At 75.0% G+C, this 17,494-nt stretch carries 17 protein-coding genes and 2 tRNA genes; 5 read left to right on the forward strand and 14 right to left on the reverse strand.

Annotated features, from left to right (window positions below):
- Nucleotides 1-40 precede the first annotated feature (40 nt).
- From AB1207_RS09035 to AB1207_RS09065, 7 genes are read right to left on the reverse strand one after another with little or no spacing between them, the layout of a single operon-like run.
- Nucleotides 41-559 (reverse strand): F0F1 ATP synthase subunit B family protein, encoded by a 519-nt coding sequence (locus AB1207_RS09035; RefSeq protein ID WP_367637724.1) that lies wholly within the window; start codon nt 557-559, stop codon nt 41-43.
- Between the two features lie 32 nt (nt 560-591).
- Nucleotides 592-1,116 (reverse strand): pantetheine-phosphate adenylyltransferase, encoded by a 525-nt coding sequence (gene coaD, locus AB1207_RS09040; RefSeq protein ID WP_367637725.1) that lies wholly within the window; start codon nt 1,114-1,116, stop codon nt 592-594.
- On the reverse strand, nt 1,113-1,676 hold the full coding sequence (gene rsmD, locus AB1207_RS09045) for a 16S rRNA (guanine(966)-N(2))-methyltransferase RsmD (protein WP_367637727.1): 564 nt from the start codon (nt 1,674-1,676) through the stop codon (nt 1,113-1,115). Before rsmD ends, coaD begins: the two co-directional genes overlap by 4 nt.
- The gene (locus AB1207_RS09050) at nt 1,673-3,322 is read right to left on the reverse strand and encodes a DUF6297 family protein (protein ID WP_367637728.1); all 1,650 of its coding nucleotides are present in this window, start codon (nt 3,320-3,322) and stop codon (nt 1,673-1,675) included. Before AB1207_RS09050 ends, rsmD begins: the two co-directional genes overlap by 4 nt.
- A complete protein-coding gene (locus AB1207_RS09055; RefSeq protein ID WP_367637729.1) occupies nt 3,319-4,071 on the reverse strand; it encodes an ABC transporter ATP-binding protein in 753 nt (250 codons plus the stop codon). Before AB1207_RS09055 ends, AB1207_RS09050 begins: the two co-directional genes overlap by 4 nt.
- 10 nt (nt 4,072-4,081) lie before the next feature.
- Nucleotides 4,082-6,361 carry an ATP-dependent DNA helicase RecG gene (locus AB1207_RS09060; RefSeq protein WP_367637730.1) on the reverse strand — a complete coding sequence of 760 codons (2,280 nt, stop codon included), beginning with the start codon at nt 6,359-6,361 and terminating at the stop codon, nt 4,082-4,084.
- 19 nt (nt 6,362-6,380) lie between these two features.
- The gene (locus AB1207_RS09065) at nt 6,381-7,442 is read right to left on the reverse strand and encodes a diguanylate cyclase (RefSeq protein ID WP_367637731.1); all 1,062 of its coding nucleotides are present in this window, start codon (nt 7,440-7,442) and stop codon (nt 6,381-6,383) included.
- A 170-nt stretch (nt 7,443-7,612) separates the two neighbouring features.
- Here AB1207_RS09065 and rpmB point away from each other — a divergent pair, with 170 nt between their 5' ends.
- Complete coding sequence (gene rpmB / locus AB1207_RS09070; protein ID WP_367637732.1) at nt 7,613-7,798, forward strand: 50S ribosomal protein L28; 186 nt, start codon at nt 7,613-7,615, stop codon at nt 7,796-7,798.
- Between the two features lie 78 nt (nt 7,799-7,876).
- On the opposite strand, the gene AB1207_RS09075 is transcribed toward rpmB, so the two are convergent.
- Complete coding sequence (locus AB1207_RS09075; protein WP_367637733.1) at nt 7,877-8,839, reverse strand: thiamine-phosphate kinase; 963 nt, start codon at nt 8,837-8,839, stop codon at nt 7,877-7,879.
- A 21-nt stretch (nt 8,840-8,860) separates the two neighbouring features.
- Here AB1207_RS09075 and AB1207_RS09080 point away from each other — a divergent pair, with 21 nt between their 5' ends.
- The gene (locus AB1207_RS09080; protein ID WP_367637734.1) at nt 8,861-9,388 is read left to right on the forward strand and encodes a DUF3515 family protein; all 528 of its coding nucleotides are present in this window, start codon (nt 8,861-8,863) and stop codon (nt 9,386-9,388) included.
- A 4-nt stretch (nt 9,389-9,392) separates the two neighbouring features.
- Here AB1207_RS09080 and AB1207_RS09085 read toward each other — a convergent pair whose 3' ends face one another.
- Nucleotides 9,393-10,529, reverse strand: coding sequence for a D-alanine--D-alanine ligase family protein (locus AB1207_RS09085; protein WP_367637735.1), 1,137 nt, complete (start codon nt 10,527-10,529; stop codon nt 9,393-9,395).
- Between the two features lie 62 nt (nt 10,530-10,591).
- Here AB1207_RS09085 and AB1207_RS09090 point away from each other — a divergent pair, with 62 nt between their 5' ends.
- Nucleotides 10,592-11,773 carry a trans-sulfuration enzyme family protein gene (locus AB1207_RS09090; RefSeq protein ID WP_367637736.1) on the forward strand — a complete coding sequence of 394 codons (1,182 nt, stop codon included), beginning with the start codon at nt 10,592-10,594 and terminating at the stop codon, nt 11,771-11,773.
- A gap of 111 nt (nt 11,774-11,884) precedes the next feature.
- Nucleotides 11,885-13,435: a helix-turn-helix domain-containing protein gene (locus tag AB1207_RS09095; RefSeq protein WP_367637738.1), complete on the forward strand. Its 1,551-nt coding sequence runs from the start codon at nt 11,885-11,887 to the stop codon at nt 13,433-13,435.
- A gap of 73 nt (nt 13,436-13,508) precedes the next feature.
- Here the strand turns inward: AB1207_RS09095 and AB1207_RS09100 are convergent, their stop codons facing one another.
- The 3 genes from AB1207_RS09100 to leuC all read right to left on the reverse strand — a co-directional run bounded on the left by AB1207_RS09100 (nt 13,509) and on the right by leuC (nt 16,428).
- Nucleotides 13,509-14,039, reverse strand: a complete 531-nt coding sequence (locus AB1207_RS09100; protein WP_367637739.1) for an HU family DNA-binding protein — start codon at nt 14,037-14,039, stop codon at nt 13,509-13,511.
- A gap of 332 nt (nt 14,040-14,371) precedes the next feature.
- The gene (gene leuD, locus AB1207_RS09105) at nt 14,372-14,977 is read right to left on the reverse strand and encodes a 3-isopropylmalate dehydratase small subunit (protein WP_367637740.1); all 606 of its coding nucleotides are present in this window, start codon (nt 14,975-14,977) and stop codon (nt 14,372-14,374) included.
- Between the two features lie 11 nt (nt 14,978-14,988).
- On the reverse strand, nt 14,989-16,428 hold the full coding sequence (leuC, locus tag AB1207_RS09110) for a 3-isopropylmalate dehydratase large subunit (RefSeq protein ID WP_367637741.1): 1,440 nt from the start codon (nt 16,426-16,428) through the stop codon (nt 14,989-14,991).
- Nucleotides 16,429-16,504: 76 nt separating this feature from the next.
- Between leuC and AB1207_RS09115 the strand changes: the two genes are divergently transcribed.
- On the forward strand, nt 16,505-17,221 hold the full coding sequence (locus AB1207_RS09115; RefSeq protein WP_367637742.1) for an IclR family transcriptional regulator: 717 nt from the start codon (nt 16,505-16,507) through the stop codon (nt 17,219-17,221).
- A gap of 53 nt (nt 17,222-17,274) precedes the next feature.
- On the opposite strand, the gene AB1207_RS09120 is transcribed toward AB1207_RS09115, so the two are convergent.
- A tRNA-Glu gene (locus AB1207_RS09120) sits at nt 17,275-17,347 on the reverse strand.
- 19 nt (nt 17,348-17,366) lie between these two features.
- Nucleotides 17,367-17,438, reverse strand: a tRNA-Gln gene (locus AB1207_RS09125).
- Between the last annotated feature and the right edge of the window lie 56 nt (nt 17,439-17,494).

Here is a 17,494-nt window from a genome sequence, read left to right on the forward strand (position 1 = left end):
AGGCTGACGCCACGACCCAATCGCACGCGGGGGCAGCGCGTCAGGAGCTGCTCCCGGGCGCCGCGGGCGCCGCGTCCGCGTCCGTCCCGGCGTCCGCGGGGGACTCGACGCCCGTGTCGCGCACCTTCAGCCGGTCGCGTCCCCGCGCCGCCTGCTGCTTGAGGCGGTCCAGCTCGTCCTCGAAGTCGGCGAGCTTGCGGTCCACCCAGGCGTCGGCGTCCAGGCGCAGGCGCTTGGCCTCGTCCCGGGCCGTCTGCACGATGTGGTCGGCGCGTTCGCGCGAGGCCTTCGTCACGGCCTGCGCGTCGACGAGCTCCTCGGCGCGGGACCGGGCCTGCTCGACCAGCTCGGAGGCGTCGAGGCGGGCGGCCTCGAGGACCTCGTCGCGCTGGGCGAGCACGTCCCCGGCCTGCTGCACCTCGGCCGGCAGCAGCCGCCGGACGTCGGCGACGAGCGCGAGCCGCTGCTCGCGGTCGACCACGACGGACGACGACAGCGGGACTCCCCGCGCACCCGACACGAGCGCGGCGAGCTCGCCGAGCTTCTCGTGCACCTCCACAGCAACTGCCTCCCCAGATCACCGCCCGGCGGTCAGTCCGGGTCGGGGGCATCCTCCCCCATCCGGGTGGCCAGAGCCGCACGCACCGCCGCGGGCACGAGACCGGAGACGTCGCCGCCGTACCGGGCGACCTCCTTGACGAGCGAAGAGGAGACGTGGCCGAAGGCGGGGTCGCCCACGAGGAACACCGTCTCGACGTCGGCGAGGTGGCGGTTCATCAGGGCCATCGGCAGCTCGTAGGCGTAGTCCGTGCCGCTGCGCAGGCCCTTGACGACCACGGGGGCCCCGAGGCGCCGGCAGTGGTCCACGAGCAGGCCGTCGCCGAACTCCGCCACGACCACGCGCCCGGCCCGCGGGTCCCCGGACTCCGCCAGGGACCGGCGGACGAGCTCGGCGCGCTCGGGGCCGGTGAACAGACCCCGCTTCCCCGGGTTCACCGCGACCCCGGCGTGCACGACGTCGAACAGGTCCGCGGCGCGCAGCAGCACGTCGAGGTGGCCGAGGGTCAGGGGGTCGAAGCTGCCGGGGCACACGCACGCCCGCACCGCTGAGGTCACGACCGCACCGTAGCGACCCAGACCGTCGTCTCCCCGTAGCGCCGTTCGCGGACGCGGTCGACGACGTCCGGCCAGCCCGGTTCGGGGGTCCGGGAGGAGCGTTCGACGACGACGGTGGCGCCGGGGGCCAGCAGCGGCGCGAGGACGCCCAGCAGCGCCGTCACGTCCTCGGTCGCGACCGCGTAGGGCGGGTCGACCAGGACGAGGTCCCAGCCGCCGTCGACGACGGCGATGGGCGAGGCGGCGAAGCGTTCGGCGCGGTCGGTGACGACGCGGACGCCGGGCAGCCCGAGCGCGGCGACGTTGGCCCGGGCCGTCGCGGCCGCGGGCTTGGCGGCCTCGACGAGCACGACCTGCTGCGCACCGCGGCTGGCCGCCTCCAGGCCCAGGGCGCCGGAGCCGGCGTAGAGGTCCAGCACCCGCGCCCCCTCGACCGCCCCGGCGGCGTCGAGCGCGCTGAACAGCGCCTCCCGGACGCGGTCGCTCGTGGGGCGCGTGGTCTCCCCCGGCGGCACCTTCAGCCGTCGCCCGCCGGCCACGCCGGCCACGATGCGCGTCACGAGACCTTCCTCGCCCGGTGCGCCGCGTAGGCCCAGCCGATGCCGACGGCCGCCGCCGAGGCCGCGAGCTGCCCGAGCAGCAGCCAGTCGAAGGCGCCGCGGGCCAGGGTGGCGAGCAGGACCGGCACGCTGACCAGGACGGCGAGGTCGGGGCCCGTGGTCACGGCCGCGGCGGCCCCCGGTGGGACCGCCCCCATGGCTGTCGAGACGGCGGGACCGGACAGGTCGGGGTCGGGACGGACGGCCCCGCGCAGGGCGGCGGCGGCGAACCCGGGCCCCGCCAGGGCCCCCAGCAGCGCCCACGACCACCACGCCGCGCCGAGCGACTCCCCGTGCAGCAGACCGGAGGCCGTGACGGCGAGCGGGTAGGCCAGGGCCCCCCACACCGCCGCTAGGGCGGCCACCGGGATCCACCGGACGGCGACGACCGTCGAGGCGGCGATGGGCAGCGCCCGGGCGGCCGCCGGGACGAGCGCGAGGCTGCGGGCCGGTTCCGACAGCGTCGTGGCCGCGGCGTAGCCGGCCAGCCACAGGAACAGCGCGGCGACGGCCCGGTGCGCCGAGGTGCCGGCGGCGAGCACGAAGGGGACGAGGACGAGGACCCCGACGGTCACCAGCCGGCGCGGCTGCCGGCGCAGGAGGAGCAGGTCCGCCGCGACGACGGCCGAGACCGGGCCGCTGACGCGCGGGAACCGCCGCCGGCGCCGGACCCTCCCACCGGAGTCGGCCGCGATCGCGCGCCCCATCTCGCGGATGTCGACCTGCAGCACCGAGGACGTGAGCCGCTCGAGGCGGGACGCCCCGCGCCGCAGGGAGGGCGACGGCACGTCCCCGGCCTGCGCCAGGGCGGGCCGACCCGCCAGGACGGCCACGACGACCGCGCCGGCCGCGACGACGGCGGCGGGCACGAGGACGGCCTCGGGCTGCACCGCGTCGACGGCGATGCCGACCGCGGCGCTCGCCGCGAGCGCGACGACGACGGCCACCCCCACGGCGTCCAGGACGCGACCGGCGCGCAGCAGCGCGGGCACGCCCGACCGGATCGCGGGCCGGACGACGAGCAGGTACCCGGCCCCCGCGAGCCCGGCCCCCACGGCGAACCCGCCGCCGAGCCCGGCCGCCGCGAGCGGCCCCGTGAGCTCGGCCGTGACGCCGAAGGCCACCGACGTGGCCCAGGCCGTGAACAGCCCGCCCGCGAGCGCCGATCCCAGGGCGCGGTGGCGCACGACGGGCCGCAGCAGCTCCCCGCGGTCGACGGGCAGCGGCGTCCACCACGTCGTCGGCGCGGTGCCGAGGGAGACCGGCCCGAGCCGGCACCACACGGCCAGCCCGAAGGCCACGAAGCTCACCGACAGGCCCACGGCGGTCAGGACGGCCGAGGTCTGCGCGGTCCAGCCCGGTCCCCCACCGGAGGCGGACAGCCCGGCCCGCAACGCGTTGCGCAGCGAACCGCTGCCGCCGAGGAGCAGCAGGAAGGCGATGCCGACCTGCAGGAGCGTCGTGTAGGTGTCGACGACGGTGGCCCGCAGACCGCGGGCGGCGCGGGAGGGCGCGGCCTCGTCGACCAGCTCGCGCCGCGTCGGGTAGGGCTGGTCGGCGAGGGGACCGACGAGGGCACCCCCGGGGTCGAGGTCGGACACGCTCACCGGACGGGGTCGCTGACGATGCGGGCGGCCTCGTCGGCGTCGACGACGCGGCAGGTCCCGCCGGCGCGCCCCTCGCCCCCGTCCCCTCCGTCGTCGATGACGACCGCGCGCGTGGCGAGCCGGCGCAGCAGGACGACGTCGTGGGTGGCCAGGACGAGGGCCGTCCCGGCGTCGCGCTCGGCGAGCAGCCGGTCGGCCAGGGCCTCCCGGCCCGTCGGGTCCAGCCGCTGCTCGGGTTCGTCGAGCAGCAGGACCGAGCGCGGGCGCACGAGCGCGGCGGCCAGCAGGAGCCGCCGCTTCTGCCCGCTGGACAGGGACGTCGGCAGCTGGTCGGCGGCGTCGGTGAGCCGCTGGGACTCCAGCTCGGCGTCGACGACGTCGACGACGTCGCGCACGCCGTGCCCACGGGCGACGAGCTCGAGGTGCTCGGCGACGGACAGCTCCGCGAACCAGGCGTCCTCGTCGAAGACGCAGGCGACCTCGCGGCGGAACCGCACCGACCGCTCGTCGACGGGTTCGCCGTGCAGGCGCACGGTGCCGTCGAGGGGTTCCAGGAGACCGGCCACGGCCCGCAGGACCGTGGACTTCCCCGCGCCGTTGGCCCCGACCAGGCACAGCGCCTCGCCACGGGCGACGTCGACGGTCACGGGGGCGCAGACGGGTTCTCCGTAGCCGACGAGGAGGCGCTCCAGGCCGAGCACGACGTCCCGGGCGGGGCCGCGGGCCCCCGTGCGCTTGCTCTTGCTCATGTGCGCGTCCTCACGTGCGGCCCAGGAAGGCCGCGGTGTCGCCGGTGACGCGGGAGGCGACGGCCGCCGCGAGCCCGGGGTGCCGGGCGAGGCCGGGGTCGACCTCGACGAGGGTGCGGGCCCGGGAACGGGCCCGCTCGATGACGTCGGCGTGCTGCAGGACGCCGAGGAGCTGCAGGGAGGACCGCTCGCCGGACTGCGCGGCGCCGAGGACGTCGCCCTCGCGCCGTTCGGCGAGGTCGAGCCGCGCGAGCTCGAACCCGTCGCGGGTGCGGGCCAGGGCCTTGAGGCGGCGGCCGGCGCGGGAGTCCGGGCTCGTGCCCGACAGCAGCAGGCACGTCCCGGGCAGGCCGCCGCGGCCGATGCGCCCGCGCAGCTGGTGCAGCTGGGAGATGCCGAACCGGTCGGCGTCGACGACGACCATGACGCTGGCGTTCGGCACGTCCACGCCGACCTCGACGACCGTGGTGGCCACGACGACGTCCAGCTCGCCGGCGGCGAACCGGCCCATGACGTCCTCCTTCTCGGCCGGCAGGAGCCGGCCGTGCAGGACCTCGGTGCGCAGGGCCGCGGTCGCGGGGTGGGCGCGGACGACCTCGACGACCTGCGAGACGGCGGCCGCCGGACGCGGTGCCGGACGCCCCCCGCCGCTCCCCTTGGCGGGCGGCGGTGGCGGCTCCTCGTCGTCGGGTTCCTCGGCCCCGTCGGCGAGGTCGTCGTCGTCGGCGTCGATGCGCGCGCAGACGACGTAGGCCTGCCGTCCCAGGGCCGCCTCCTCGGCGATGCGCTGCCAGGTGCGGTCGACCCAGGCGGGCTTGTCCTGCGGCACGACGACGGTCTGGACGTCGGCGCGGCCGGGGGGCAGTTCGTCGAGGACGGACGTCTCGAGGTCGCCGAACAACGTCATGGCGACGGTCCGCGGGATGGGGGTGGCGGTCATGGCCAGCAGGTGGGGAACTCCACGTCCGGTCTCGGTCCCCTTGCGCCGCAGCACGTCCCGCTGCTCGACACCGAACCGGTGCTGCTCGTCGACGACGACCAGGCCGAGGTCGGCGAACTGCACGCCCTCCTGCAGCAGCGCGTGCGTGCCGACGACGATGCCGGCCTCCCCGCTCGCCGCGGCCAGCAGCGACTCCCGTCGCGCCGCCGCCCCCATCGAGCCCGTCAGCAGGACGACGCGGGTGCCGCGCGGGTCCCCGCCGAGGAAACCGCCGGCGGCCAGGTCGCCGAGCGCACCCGTGATGGACCGCAGGTGCTGGGCGGCGAGGACCTCGGTCGGCGCGAGCAGCGCGGCCTGCCCCCCGCCGTCGACGACGGCGAGCATGGCGCGCAGCGCCACCAGCGTCTTGCCGGACCCGACGTCACCCTGCAGGAGGCGCTGCATGGGGTGCGGGCGCGCGAGTTCCGCCGCGACCTCCTCCCCGACGCGGCGCTGGGCCCCGGTGAGGGGGAACGGCAACCGCTCGTCGAAGGCCGCCGCGATGCCGTCGGGTGAGGGGACGCGGGGCACGGCGGTCTGGGTGGCCGTCGAGGCGCGCCGCAGGGCGAGTGCCGTCTGCAGGACGAACGCCTCCTCGAACCGCAACCGGTCCTGCCCCCGGGCGAGGTGGGCGCGGTCGCGCGGTCGGTGCACCGCCTCCAGCGCGGCCAGCGGCGGCAGGAGGCCCTCGGCCGCCGCGACGTCGGGGGGCAGGAACTCCTCGACCCCGGAGCCCTGGCCGTCGACGGCCAGCGCGTCGAGCAACGTCGCCACGCTCGCCCGGACGACGAAGTTCGGGCAGTCCCGCGTCGCGGGGTAGAGGGGGATGGGCTTCTCGGCGAGCGCCTCGGCGTCCTCGCCCTCCTCGAGGGGTTCGAAGACGGGTTTGTCCAGCTGCCAGGTCTCGCGGAACTTCCCGGCCCGGCCCGTGGCCAGGACGAGCGAACCCACCGGGTACTTGCCCAGGAGGGGACCGAACTGGTGCGGGTTCGCCATGAAGAACGTCGCCGTGATGCGGTCCCGGCCGTCCGAGAGGGTCACCACCGTCCGCCAGCCCGTCTTGCGCTGCAGCGGTTGCGCCTTCCCGACGTCCTGCACCTGCGCGAGGATCGACACGTCCTCGCCGACGACCAGCTCGCGGATCGGGGTGAGGTCACCGCGGTCCTGGTACTTGCGCGGCAGGTGCCACAGCAGGTCCCGGCCCGTCTCGAGCCCGAGGTGGCTCAACCACTTGGCGGGGTTGGCGTTCTTGCTGGTCCCGTCGCCGGCGCGGGGCACCAGGCTGGACAGCGGGGCGTCCAGGTCGAGCACGCGGGCAGGCTACCGCTGCTCACCCCCGGGCCTGGACGACCCGGTCCCGCCCGGCGCGCTTGGCCTCGTAGAGCGCGGCGTCGGCGCGGTCCACCAGCGCGGCCACGGACTCCTCCGCCACGACGCGGGCGCCGCCGACGCTCACGGAGAGCCGGTGCTCCCTGCGGCCCGGGACGGTGCAGCGCGCGACCGCGGCCCGCACGCGGTGGGCGACCTCGGCCAGGTCCCCGGCACCGGCCGCACCCCCGCGCACGTCCGGGCACACCAGCACGACGGCGAACTCGTCGCCCCCGAGGCGTCCGACGACGTCACCGGCGCGGCACGCGGCGCGCAGCTCGGCGGCGACGGTGCACAGGACGGCGTCGCCCACGGGGTGGCCGTAGCTGTCGTTGACGGACTTGAAGCGGTCGAGGTCGACGAGGAGCAGTCCCTGCGCGGTCCCGTCGGCCACCCGGGCGGCCAGTGCCGCGTCGAACGCCCGGCGCGTCAGCAGGCCGGTGAGGGCGTCTTCGGCCGCCTCGCTGCGCAGGCGCGCCAGCAGCCGCTCCTGGGACTCACCGGACCGGGTCAGCAGGAGCGTCACCAGACCGAAGGTGGCGAGGTGGGCGGGGGTGTCCCGCAGGACGCCGACTGGGCCTTCGAGCAGCCCGAGGAGGACGGCGTCGGCCAGCACGGCCTGGGCGGTCAGCAGCCACGCCGCCCGGGGCCGCAGGTGGAAGGCGGCGAACAGCGCCGGCCAGCCGAGGTAGATCTGGGCACCGAAGGACGCGTCGTCGGTCCACAGGCACAGCAGCAGCACGACGCCGCCGGCGAGCGCGGCCAGCGCCGCCGGGCCCACCGCCGGGGCCCGTCGCGGGCGCAGCGCCATCGCGACCGCCAGCAGCCCGACGAGTGCGGCGCTGATCCCGGTGACGAGCCACCCGCCGGGGCGGGTGCCCATGGTCTCGGGCGAGACGACGCCGTTGCCGAGGGCGTAGAGGCAGCCGATGGCCGTCATGGCGCCGACCGCGCGGGACGCGGCGACGTGGTCGCGGGCCACCCACCACCGGCCGCGTCGCGGCTGCTGGGGGTCGGTCGGCACACCGGACCATCGGTTCCGCGCGGCCCGGGCTGGAGGCGGCGGCGTCCCGCGGGCGCCGGTTTCACCCGGGCGGCGGTCCTCGGCTATGGTGTTCGAGGTGTCCGGACGGCCGGGCACCTGCGCCTCCCGTCCGGGGGGCCGCACTTCTCGTTCGACTTCAGGAGTTCCCCGTGGCTGCCACCTGTGACGTCTGCGCCAAGGGCCCTGGCTTCGGCAAGAGCGTCTCGCACTCGCACCGCCGGACCAACCGCATGTGGCTCCCGAACATCCAGCGGATCAAGGCCACCGTGAACGGTTCCCCCAAGCGCCTCAACGTGTGCACCTCCTGCCTGAAGGCGGGCAAGGTCACGCGCTGACCCCCTTCCAGACGACGGAGGGCCGGATCCTGCGGGATCCGGCCCTTCGTCGTTCTCCGGGCCCTGCCGCCCCTCCCCTCACCGCGCGAAGTGGTCCCACCCCGTCGAGCCGGTCCAGGGACGCCCGTCGACGAGGACGGGGTGCGGGCCCGCCACGCCCACACGCCCCACGGGCGCGAACGGTGTCGGCAGGACCGCCTCGGGCGGGAAGCAGCCCAGGAGGGCGTGGTCCTCGCCGCCGGTGAGGACGTGCTCCAGGCCCCGCTCCGGGCCGAGCGCGCGCGACCACTCCCCCAGCGCCCCGGTCGTCGTCAGCTCGACGGTGACGGCGCTGGCCGCCGCGATGCGCCCCGCGTCCCGCAGCAACCCGTCGCTGACGTCCATGAGCGCCGTGGCGCCTGCGAGCGCCGCAGCGGGGCCGGCGGCGACCGGTGGCTGCGGACGCCGGTGCACGGTCACCAGTTCCTCCTCGCGGGGCGCCGCGGACCCATTGCGCTGCAGCACCTCCAGCCCGGCCCCGGAGCGGCCGAGCACCCCGGCGACGGCGACGACGTCGCCGGGACGGGCGCCCGAGCGCAGCACGGGGGGACGGCCCTGGAGGTCGCCGAGGGCCGTGACGGAGACGACGACCTCGCTCGCGGCGGACAGGTCGCCGCCGACGACCACGGCGCCGAAGCACGCGCACGCGGCCGCGACCCCGCGGGCGAAGTCCTCCACCCACGCGACCTCGAGGTCGGTCGGCACGGACAGGCCGATGAGCAGGCCCGTGCAGCGGCCGCCCATCGCGGCGACGTCGGCGACGTTCTGCGCCACGGCCTTCCAGCCGACGTCGGCGCCGCTGGACCAGTCGCGGCGGAAGTCGCGGAACTCCACGAGGACGTCGGTCGTCGCCACGACGCGCCCGTCCGGCGCGGCCACGAGGGCCGCGTCGTCCCCGGGGCCGAGCAGCGCCTCGGTCGGCATGAGCGGGACCACGCGGGCCAGCAGCGCCGTCTCGTCGAGGTCCCCGACACGCACGTCCCCCGTCCCGTCCGCTCCCACGGGCGGGCACACTACGGGGCGATGTCCAGCACCCCCGCGAGCACCCCGTCCAGCGGCTCCGGCCACCCGTCCCGGCCCGGGCGGCTCGCCGTCGGGCTCGTCGTGGTCGTCGTGGCCGCGGTGGCCGCGTGGGTCTACCTGCGCGGTTCGGACGGGGTGGAGGCCGCCCCGCAGGCCGGGGACCCCGCGTGCGCGCCCCTGCTGCGGGCGTTGCCGCAGAGCCTCGACGGGCTCGGGCGGACGCCCCAGGGCGCCGAGGGCGTCGCCGTGTGGGGCGACGAGCAGGTCGTGCTGCGCTGCGGCGGCCTCGTGCTCGGGCCCACGACGAAGGCGTGCATCCCCGTGGGGCCGGACTCCGGGCCCACGGTGGACTGGGTCGAGGACGCGAGCAACGACCGCGCGGTGCGGTTCCTCACCTACGGCCGCACCCCCGCGGTCGAGGTGACCGTCCGCTTCGGGACGGGCCTGACACGCGACCAGGCGACGTCGCAGCTCATCGACCTCGCCGGGCCGGTCTCGCGCATCCCGCAGACGCGCACCTGCCTCTGAACGCTCAGCGCAGCCCGGTGGGCCGCTGCAGCGCGAGCGTGAGCAGGTGGTCGACGAGCTGCGGGTAGTCCACGCCGGTCGCCGCCCACATCCGCGGGTACATCGAGAACGGCGTGAACCCGGGCATCGTGTTGATCTCGTTGACGACGATCCCCTCCGCGCCGTCGGTCGCCCGGAAGCGCTCGACGTCGACGAACAGGTCCACGCGCGCCAGCCCCTCGGCCTCCATGGCCTCGAAGACGCGCACCGCCGTGCGCCGCACGGCGGCGGTGACGTCGTCGGGCAGGTCGGCCGGGCACGAGAGCCGCACGTTGCCCGCGTCGAGGTACTTGGCCTCGAAGTCGTAGAAGTCGTGGCCGCCGACGACCTCGACCTCCCCGGGCAGGCTCGTGCGGGGTTCGCCGCCGGCGAGGTCCTCCAGGACGCCGCACTCGACCTCGCGGCCGCTCAGGGCGGCCTCCACGACGACCTTGGGGTCGTGCGCGACGGCCTCGGCGACGGCGGCCTCGAGCCCGGCGCGGTCGGTGACGCGCGTGATCCCGATGCTCGACCCGGCGCGGGCGGGTTTGACGAAGACGGGGTAGCCGAGCGCCTCGACCTCGGCGACGACGGCGTCCCGGTCGCGCTCCCAGCGCTTGGCGCGGAACGACGTCCAGGGCCCGACGGGCAGCCCGTGACCGGCCAGCAGCAGCTTCATGACCTGCTTGTCCATGCCCGCGGCCGAGGCGAGCACGCCGGACCCCACGTACCGGGTGTCGGACAGCTCGAACAGGCCCTGCAGCGTGCCGTCCTCGCCGAACGGGCCGTGCAGCAACGGCAGCACCACGTCGACGGGCCCACCCAGCGCCTCGCCCGAGACCGTCTGCAGCGCACGGGACTCCACGTCCTGCGACAGGGCGACGGAGGGTCCGGCGGCCGGCACCTCGGGCAGCTTGCCGTCGGTGAGCTTGAACTGCGCCGGGTCGTCGTCGACGAGGACCCAGCGGCCGCTGGTGGTGATGCCGACGGGGACGACGTCCCACACCGACCGGTCGAGGGCGGCCAGGACCCCCGCGGCGGTCACGCAGCTGATGGCGTGCTCGGAGGAACGGCCACCGAAGACGACGGCGACGCGCGGGCGGGGGGTGGGCTGGCTGCTCATCGGCGCCGACCCTACCGGCGGTGTGGTTGGGTTCCCCCGTGCCGCAGAACGACGCCCCGTCCGTGTCCTCAGCCGTGTCCCCCACCGACCACCGGGACCTCGCCCTCGCCCCCGCCACCGTCGCCGTCGTGGCGGGCCGGCCCCGAAGGGCCCTCGACAGCGAGCTCAACACCCCAGTGTCCCTGTCGGCGACGTTCGTCGGCGGCGGGTCCCTGGGCACCGCCGCCCTCGGCTACGGCCGCTTCGCCAACCCGACGTGGGAGGCGCTCGAGAGCGCCGTCGGCGAGCTCGAGGGCGGCCGGGCGCTGGCCTTCGCCTCCGGGATGGCGGCCGTGGCCGCCGCGCTGCACCTCGTGCCGGCCGACGGCACGGTGCTGGTCCCCCACGGCGCCTACAACGGCACGCACTCCCTGACGGGGCTCCTCGCCGCGCAGGGCCGGCTCAAGGTGCTGCCGACGGACATCACCGACGTCGAGGGCGTGCGCGCGGCGCTCGCGGGCGTGCAGGGCCCGGTCGTGCTGTGGCTGGAGTCCCCGACGAACCCGCTGCTGGAGGTCGCCGACCTCGCCGCGCTGGCCGCCGCCGGGCACGAGCACGACGCGGTCGTCGTGGTGGACAACACCTTCGCGACGCCGCTGCTGCAGCGACCGCTGGACCTGGGCGCCGACGTCGTCGTGCACTCGGTGACGAAGTTCCTCTCCGGCCACTCCGACGTCGTCCTCGGCGCCGTCGTCGCGCGGGACGAGACGCTGCTGGCCGCGCTGGCCGCCCACCGCACGCTGCACGGCGCGATCCCCGGCCCGCTGGAGACGTTCCTGGCGCTGCGCGGGCTGCGGACGCTGCCGCTGCGGCTGGAGCGCTCGCAGGCCAGCGCCGCCGACCTGGCCCGCCGACTGGGCGGCCACCCGGCCGTGACGCGCGTGCGCCACCCCTCCCTGCCCGACGACCCGGGCCACGCGCTCGCGGCGACGCAGATGACGGGGTTCGGCGCGCTCGTGTCGATCGAGGTCGTCGGCGGTCCCGCCGGGGCCGACGCGGTCGTGGACGCCGTGCGCCTGTGGGTGCCCGCGACGAGCCTGGGCGGGGTGGAGTCGCTCATCGAGCGGCGGCGCCGGCACGCCTCCGAACCCGCCGTGGTGCCGCAGGACCTGCTCCGCCTGTCCGTGGGCGTCGAGGACGTCGAGGACTTGTGGCGGGACCTGTCGCGGGCGCTGGACGCCGCGCTGGCGCACGCGGGCGCCTGAGCGGGAACCTGACCGGGAACAGGCCGGGCGTGTGACACATTGACACCAGGGGACACGCCCGGCCGACGTCCTTGACAGGCTTTATCTCATCCATGAGATAGCCTCGGCGTCATGGCAGTCTCCACCGAGCAGCTCACGCCGACCGGCGACCACCTGTCGCAGATCGGCGCCCTCATCCGCGATGCGCGCAAGCACCGGGGCCTGACCCAGGTCCAGCTCGCCGAACGCCTGGGCACGTCCCAGAGCGCCGTGCACCGCATGGAGCAGGGCCAGCAGAACGTCTCCATCGACATGCTGCAGCGCGTCGGTCACGCCCTGCAGGACGACATCGTCTCGATCGGCCGCCCCGGCCCGACGCACCTGCGCGTGCACGGGGGCGTCAAGCTCTCCGGCAGCATCGCGGTGAAGTCGAGCAAGAACGCCGGCGTCGCCCTGCTGTGCGCCGCCCTGCTCAACAAGGGCCGCACGACGCTGCGCGGGGTCGCCCGGATCCTGGAGATCCACCGCATCCTGGACGTGCTCGGCAGCATCGGCGTGGAGTACGCCTGGGTCAACGAGAACGACCTCGTCCTCGACGTGCCCAACGACCTCGACCTCGAGGCCATGGACGGCGAGACCGCCCGCCGCACCCGCAGCATCATCATGATGCTCGGTCCCCTGCTGCACCGGTACGACGAGTTCGCGCTCCCCTACGCCGGCGGCTGCGACCTCGGCACCCGCACGGTCGAGCCGCACATGGTCGCCCTGCGCCCCTTCGGTCTGCAGGTCACCGCCACCACCGGGAACTACCACGCGACGGTCGACCGCACCGTCGCCCCGCAGCGCCCCATCGTGCTGACCGAACGCGGCGACACCGTGACCGAGAACGCCCTCATGGCCGCGGCCCGCGTGGACGGTGTCACGACGATCCGCAACGCCAGCCCGAACTACATGGTCCAGGACCTCTGCTTCTTCCTGGAGCTGCTCGGCGTCCGCATCGAGGGCATCGGCACGACGACGCTCGTCGTGCACGGCGTGCCGGACATCTCCGTCGACGTCGAGTACGCGCCGTCGGAGGACCCGGTGGAGGCCATGAGCCTGCTCACCGCGGCGATCATCACGCACTCCGAGCTGACGGTGACGCGCGCGCCGATCGAGTTCCTCGAGATCGAGCTGGCCATCCTCGAGGAGATGGGGCTGCGCTACGACCTGTCGCCGGAGTACCCCGCGGCCAACGGCCGCACGCGCCTCGTCGACATCACGGTGCACCCGTCCGAGCTCAAGGCCCCGATCGACAAGATCCACCCGATGCCGTTCCCGGGTCTGAACATCGACAACCTGCCGTTCTTCGCGGTCATCGCGGCGAGCGCCGAGGGCTCGACGACGGTCCACGACTGGGTCTACGACAACCGCGCCATCTACCTCACCGAGCTGAACCGCCTCGGCGCCCGCGTGAAACTCCTCGACCCGCACCGCGTGCTCGTCGAGGGCCCCACGCGCTGGTCCGGCGCGGAGGTGCTGTGCCCGCCGGCGCTGCGCCCCGCCGTCGTCGTGCTGCTGGCGATGCTGGCGGCCAAGGGCACCTCGGTGCTGCGCAACGTGGACATCATCGCCCGCGGGTACGAGCAGCTCGCCGAACGGCTGACGCCGCTGGGCGCGCAGATCGAGACGTTCCGCGACTGAGGACCCACCGCACGCGAGAAGGCCCCCGCACTCACCGGAGTGCGGGGGCCTTCTCGCGTGCGGGACGTGCGGGTCAGGCCTTCTTGGCCGTGCGCCGGGCGGTCGTCGCGGTCTTGGCCGGAGCGGCCTTCTTCGCCGCGGCGGTCGTGCGGGTGGCCGGAGCGGCCTTCTTGGCGGCCGGGGCCGCGGTGCGGGTGGCCGGCGCCGCCTTCTTCGCCGTCGTCGTCGACGCGGCCGCCTTCTTGGCCGTGCCCGTGGCGGGGGTCGTCAGGACGGCCCCGGTCGAGGCGGCACGCTCCTTGGCCGCGGCCTGGAACGCGCGCAGTGCCTTGGTGTCGGAGACGACCTCCTTGAACGCGGTGCCCGGACGGAAGCGCGGCACCGAGGTCTTCTTGATCTTCACGGCCTCGCCCGTGCGCGGGTTGCGGCCCGTGCGGGCGTTGCGCGCCTGCTTCTCGAAGGTGCCGAAGCCGCTGATGGCGACCTTGTCACCCTTGGCGACGGTGAGCGTGATGAGCTCGACGACCGCCTCGACGGCGGTCACGGCCTGCTTGCGACCGCCGAGCTTGGCCTCGAGGGCGTCGACCATCTCTGCCTTGTTCACGGGGCTCCTCCTGGGTACCGGGCGTTGTCCGAACCGATCATCTCCTCGCGCAACGGATCGCGCAGGGCCGAGCAGGAGCCCGACGGGGGAAACGGTACGACCGACGATCACCGGAGTCCACCACCGGTGTGGCGGCGAGTCGTTGCGCCGCAGTACACCTGGGCGTCACCGGCGGGCGTCGCACTGCGCCGCAGGGGCTTCCCGGCGGCGATCGCCCGCGCGAGGCCGGACTCGGAGAGGGTGCGCGATGCGTTGCGGCACAACGGGTCGAGACGCAGAACGGCCCCGGTCCCGCTGCGCCGCAGCGGGGTCCGGGGCCGGTCGGGCGCGGGTCAGGCCGACGGCGCCAGCGGGGTCGTCGTCGGCTTGAACGACGGCCGCCGCGTCTCGAAGTCGGTGATGGCGTCGGCGTGGCGCAGGGTGAGGCTGATGTCGTCCAGCCCCTCCATGAGCCGCCAGCGCACGTACTCGTCGACCTCGAAGGGGGCCGTGAAGTCGTCGACGCGCACGACGCGCTCGACGAGGTCGACGGTCACCTCGGTGCCCGGGTGCGCCTCCAGCGCCTTCCAGATCAGGTCGATGTCGCTCTGGGACACCACGGCCGCCAGCAACCCCTGCTTGCCGGAGTTGCCGCGGAAGATGTCACCGAAGCGGGGGGCCAGGACGGCCTTGAAGCCGTAGTCCCGCAGGGCCCACACCGCGTGCTCGCGGCTCGAGCCGGTCCCGAAGTCCTGCCCGGCCACCAGGACCGAACCCGGCCGGTAGGGCTCCTGGTTCAGCACGAAGTGCGGGTCCGAACGCCAGCCGGCGAACAGGGCGTCCTCGAACCCCGTCTTGGTGACGCGCTTGAGGTAGACCGCCGGGATGATCTGGTCGGTGTCGACGTCGGTGCGGCGCAGCGGCACCCCGACGCCCGTGTGGACGGTGAACTTCTCCATGACGGGTCCTCTCAGGCTGCGGGTTCGGGTGCGGGGGCGGGCTCGAGGTCGGCCGGCGAGCTCAGCGTCCCCCGCACGGCCGTGGCCGCGGCCACGAGCGGGGAGACGAGGTGGGTGCGGCCGCCCTTGCCCTGGCGGCCCTCGAAGTTGCGGTTGGAGGTGGACGCGCAGCGCTCCCCCGGTGCGAGCTGGTCGGGGTTCATCCCCAGGCACATGCTGCAGCCGGCGAAGCGCCAGTCCGCGCCGAACTCCTTGAACACGGTGTCCAGGCCCTCGGCCTCGGCCTGCAGGCGCACCCGCGCCGACCCGGGGACGACCATCATGCGGACGTTCTCGGCCTTCGTGCGGCCGCGCACGACGTCCGCGGCCGCCCGGAGGTCCTCGATGCGGCTGTTGGTGCACGAGCCCAGGAAGACCGTGTCGACGGCGATGTCGCGCATGCGCTCACCGCCCTCCAGGCCCATGTACTGCAGCGCGCGCTCGACACCCTGCCGGACGCCGTCGTCGCCGATCTCGTCGGCCACCGGGACCGAACCGGACAGCGGGACGCCCTGGCCGGGGTTCGTGCCCCAGGTGACGAACGGCTCGAGGGCGGCGCCGTCCAGGACGACCTCCGCGTCGAACTCGGCGTCGTCGTCGGTGCGCAGCGTCCGCCAGTACTCCACGGCGGCGTCCCAGTCCGCGCCCTGCGGGGCGTGCGGACGGTCCTTCAGGTACGCGAACGTGGTCTCGTCGGGGGCGACCATGCCGGCGCGGGCCCCGGCCTCGATCGACATGTTGCAGATCGTCATCCGGCCCTCCATCGACAGGGACCGGATCGCCTCCCCGCGGTACTCCAGGACGTAGCCCTGCCCGCCGCCGGTGCCGATCTCGGCGATGACCGCCAGGATGATGTCCTTGGCCGTCGTGCCGGGCTTCAGCCGGCCGTCGACGGTGATGGCCATCGTCTTGAAGGGTTTGAGCGGCAGCGTCTGGGTGGCCAGGACGTGCTCGACCTCGGACGTGCCGATCCCCATGCCCAGGGAACCGAACGCGCCGTGGGTCGAGGTGTGCGAGTCGCCGCACACGACCGTCATCCCCGGCTGGGTGAGTCCCAGCTGCGGGCCGACGACGTGGACGATGCCCTGCTCGGCGTCGCCGAGGGGGTGCAGCCGCACGCCGAACTCGGCGCAGTTCTCGCGCAGCGTCTGCAGCTGCTTGGCGGACGTCTTGTCCTCCAGCATCGACAGCGGCCGCTGGATGTCCGCGGTGGGGGTGTTGTGGTCCTCGGTGGCGATCGTCAGGTCGAGCCGCCGCACGGGACGTCCGGCCATCCGCAGCCCGTCGAACGCCTGCGGGCTCGTCACCTCGTGGACGAGGTGGAGGTCGATGAAGAGCAGGTCGGGTTCGCCGTCCTGCCCCTTGCGGACGACGTGGTCGTCCCACACCTTCTGCGCCAGCGTGCGTCCCATGACCGGCTCTCCTCCTGCGTCTCACACCGTGCGTCTCGACCTTGCGTCTCATGGAATGAGACGCCAGTATCGCTTCGTGGACAAGAGTAGCGGAGTCGGCGTCCTCGACAAGGCCGTGCTGGTGCTGGACGCCCTCGAGGCCGGGCCCGCCAGCCTGGCCCAGCTGGTCACGACGACGGGTCTCGCCCGCCCCACCGCGCACCGCCTGGCGGTCGCCCTCGAGCACCACCGGCTCGTCCGGCGCGACCTGCAGGGCCGCTTCGTCCTGGGCGCCCGGCACGCCGAACTGGCGGCCGCCGCGGGCGAGGACCGCCTCGTCGCGGTCGCCGGTCCCCTGCTGACCGCCCTGCGGGACTCCACGGGCGAGAGCGCCCAGCTCTACCGCCGGCACGGGGAGCACCGCATCTGCATCGCAGCCGCCGAACGCCTGCACGGCCTGCGCGACACGGTCCCCGTCGGCTCGTCGATGACGATGCACGCCGGGTCCGCCGCCCAGGTGCTGCTCGCCTGGGACGACCCCGAACGGCTGTCCGTGGAGCTCATGGGCTCCCGCTTCGACGCCGCCACCCTGTCCGGGGTGCGGCGGCGCGGCTGGGCGCACTCCAGCGGCGAGCGGGAGGCCGGTGTGGCGTCGGTGAGCGCCCCGGTCCGCGCCCCCTCGGGGCGGGTCCTGGCGGCGGTGTCGGTCTCGGGCCCGGCCGAGCGCTTCGGGCGGCACCCGGGCCGCCGGCACGCCGACGCGGTCCTCGCGACGGCGGCCGCGTTCACCGCGGCCCTGACCCCCACCTCGTGAGGGGCCCCGGACAAGGGAAGAGGCCCCCGGTCGGTGACCGGGGGCCTCAACTGTAGCCCCGACGGGATTCGAACCCGCGCTACCGCCGTGAGAGGGCGGCGTGCTAGGCCGCTACACAACGGGGCCCTAGCTTGCAGTACAAGCGCTGGGGTACCAGGACTCGAACCTAGACTAACTGAACCAGAATCAGTCGTGCTGCCAATTACACCATACCCCATGGTGTTCCGCCCGGCCGGGAACCGGCCGAACGAGATGAACTCTAGCGGGCGCTCA

The sequence above is a fragment of the Kineococcus endophyticus genome, assembly GCF_040796495.1.
In the GTDB taxonomy this organism is placed as follows: Bacteria; Actinomycetota; Actinomycetes; order Actinomycetales; family Kineococcaceae; genus Kineococcus; species Kineococcus endophyticus.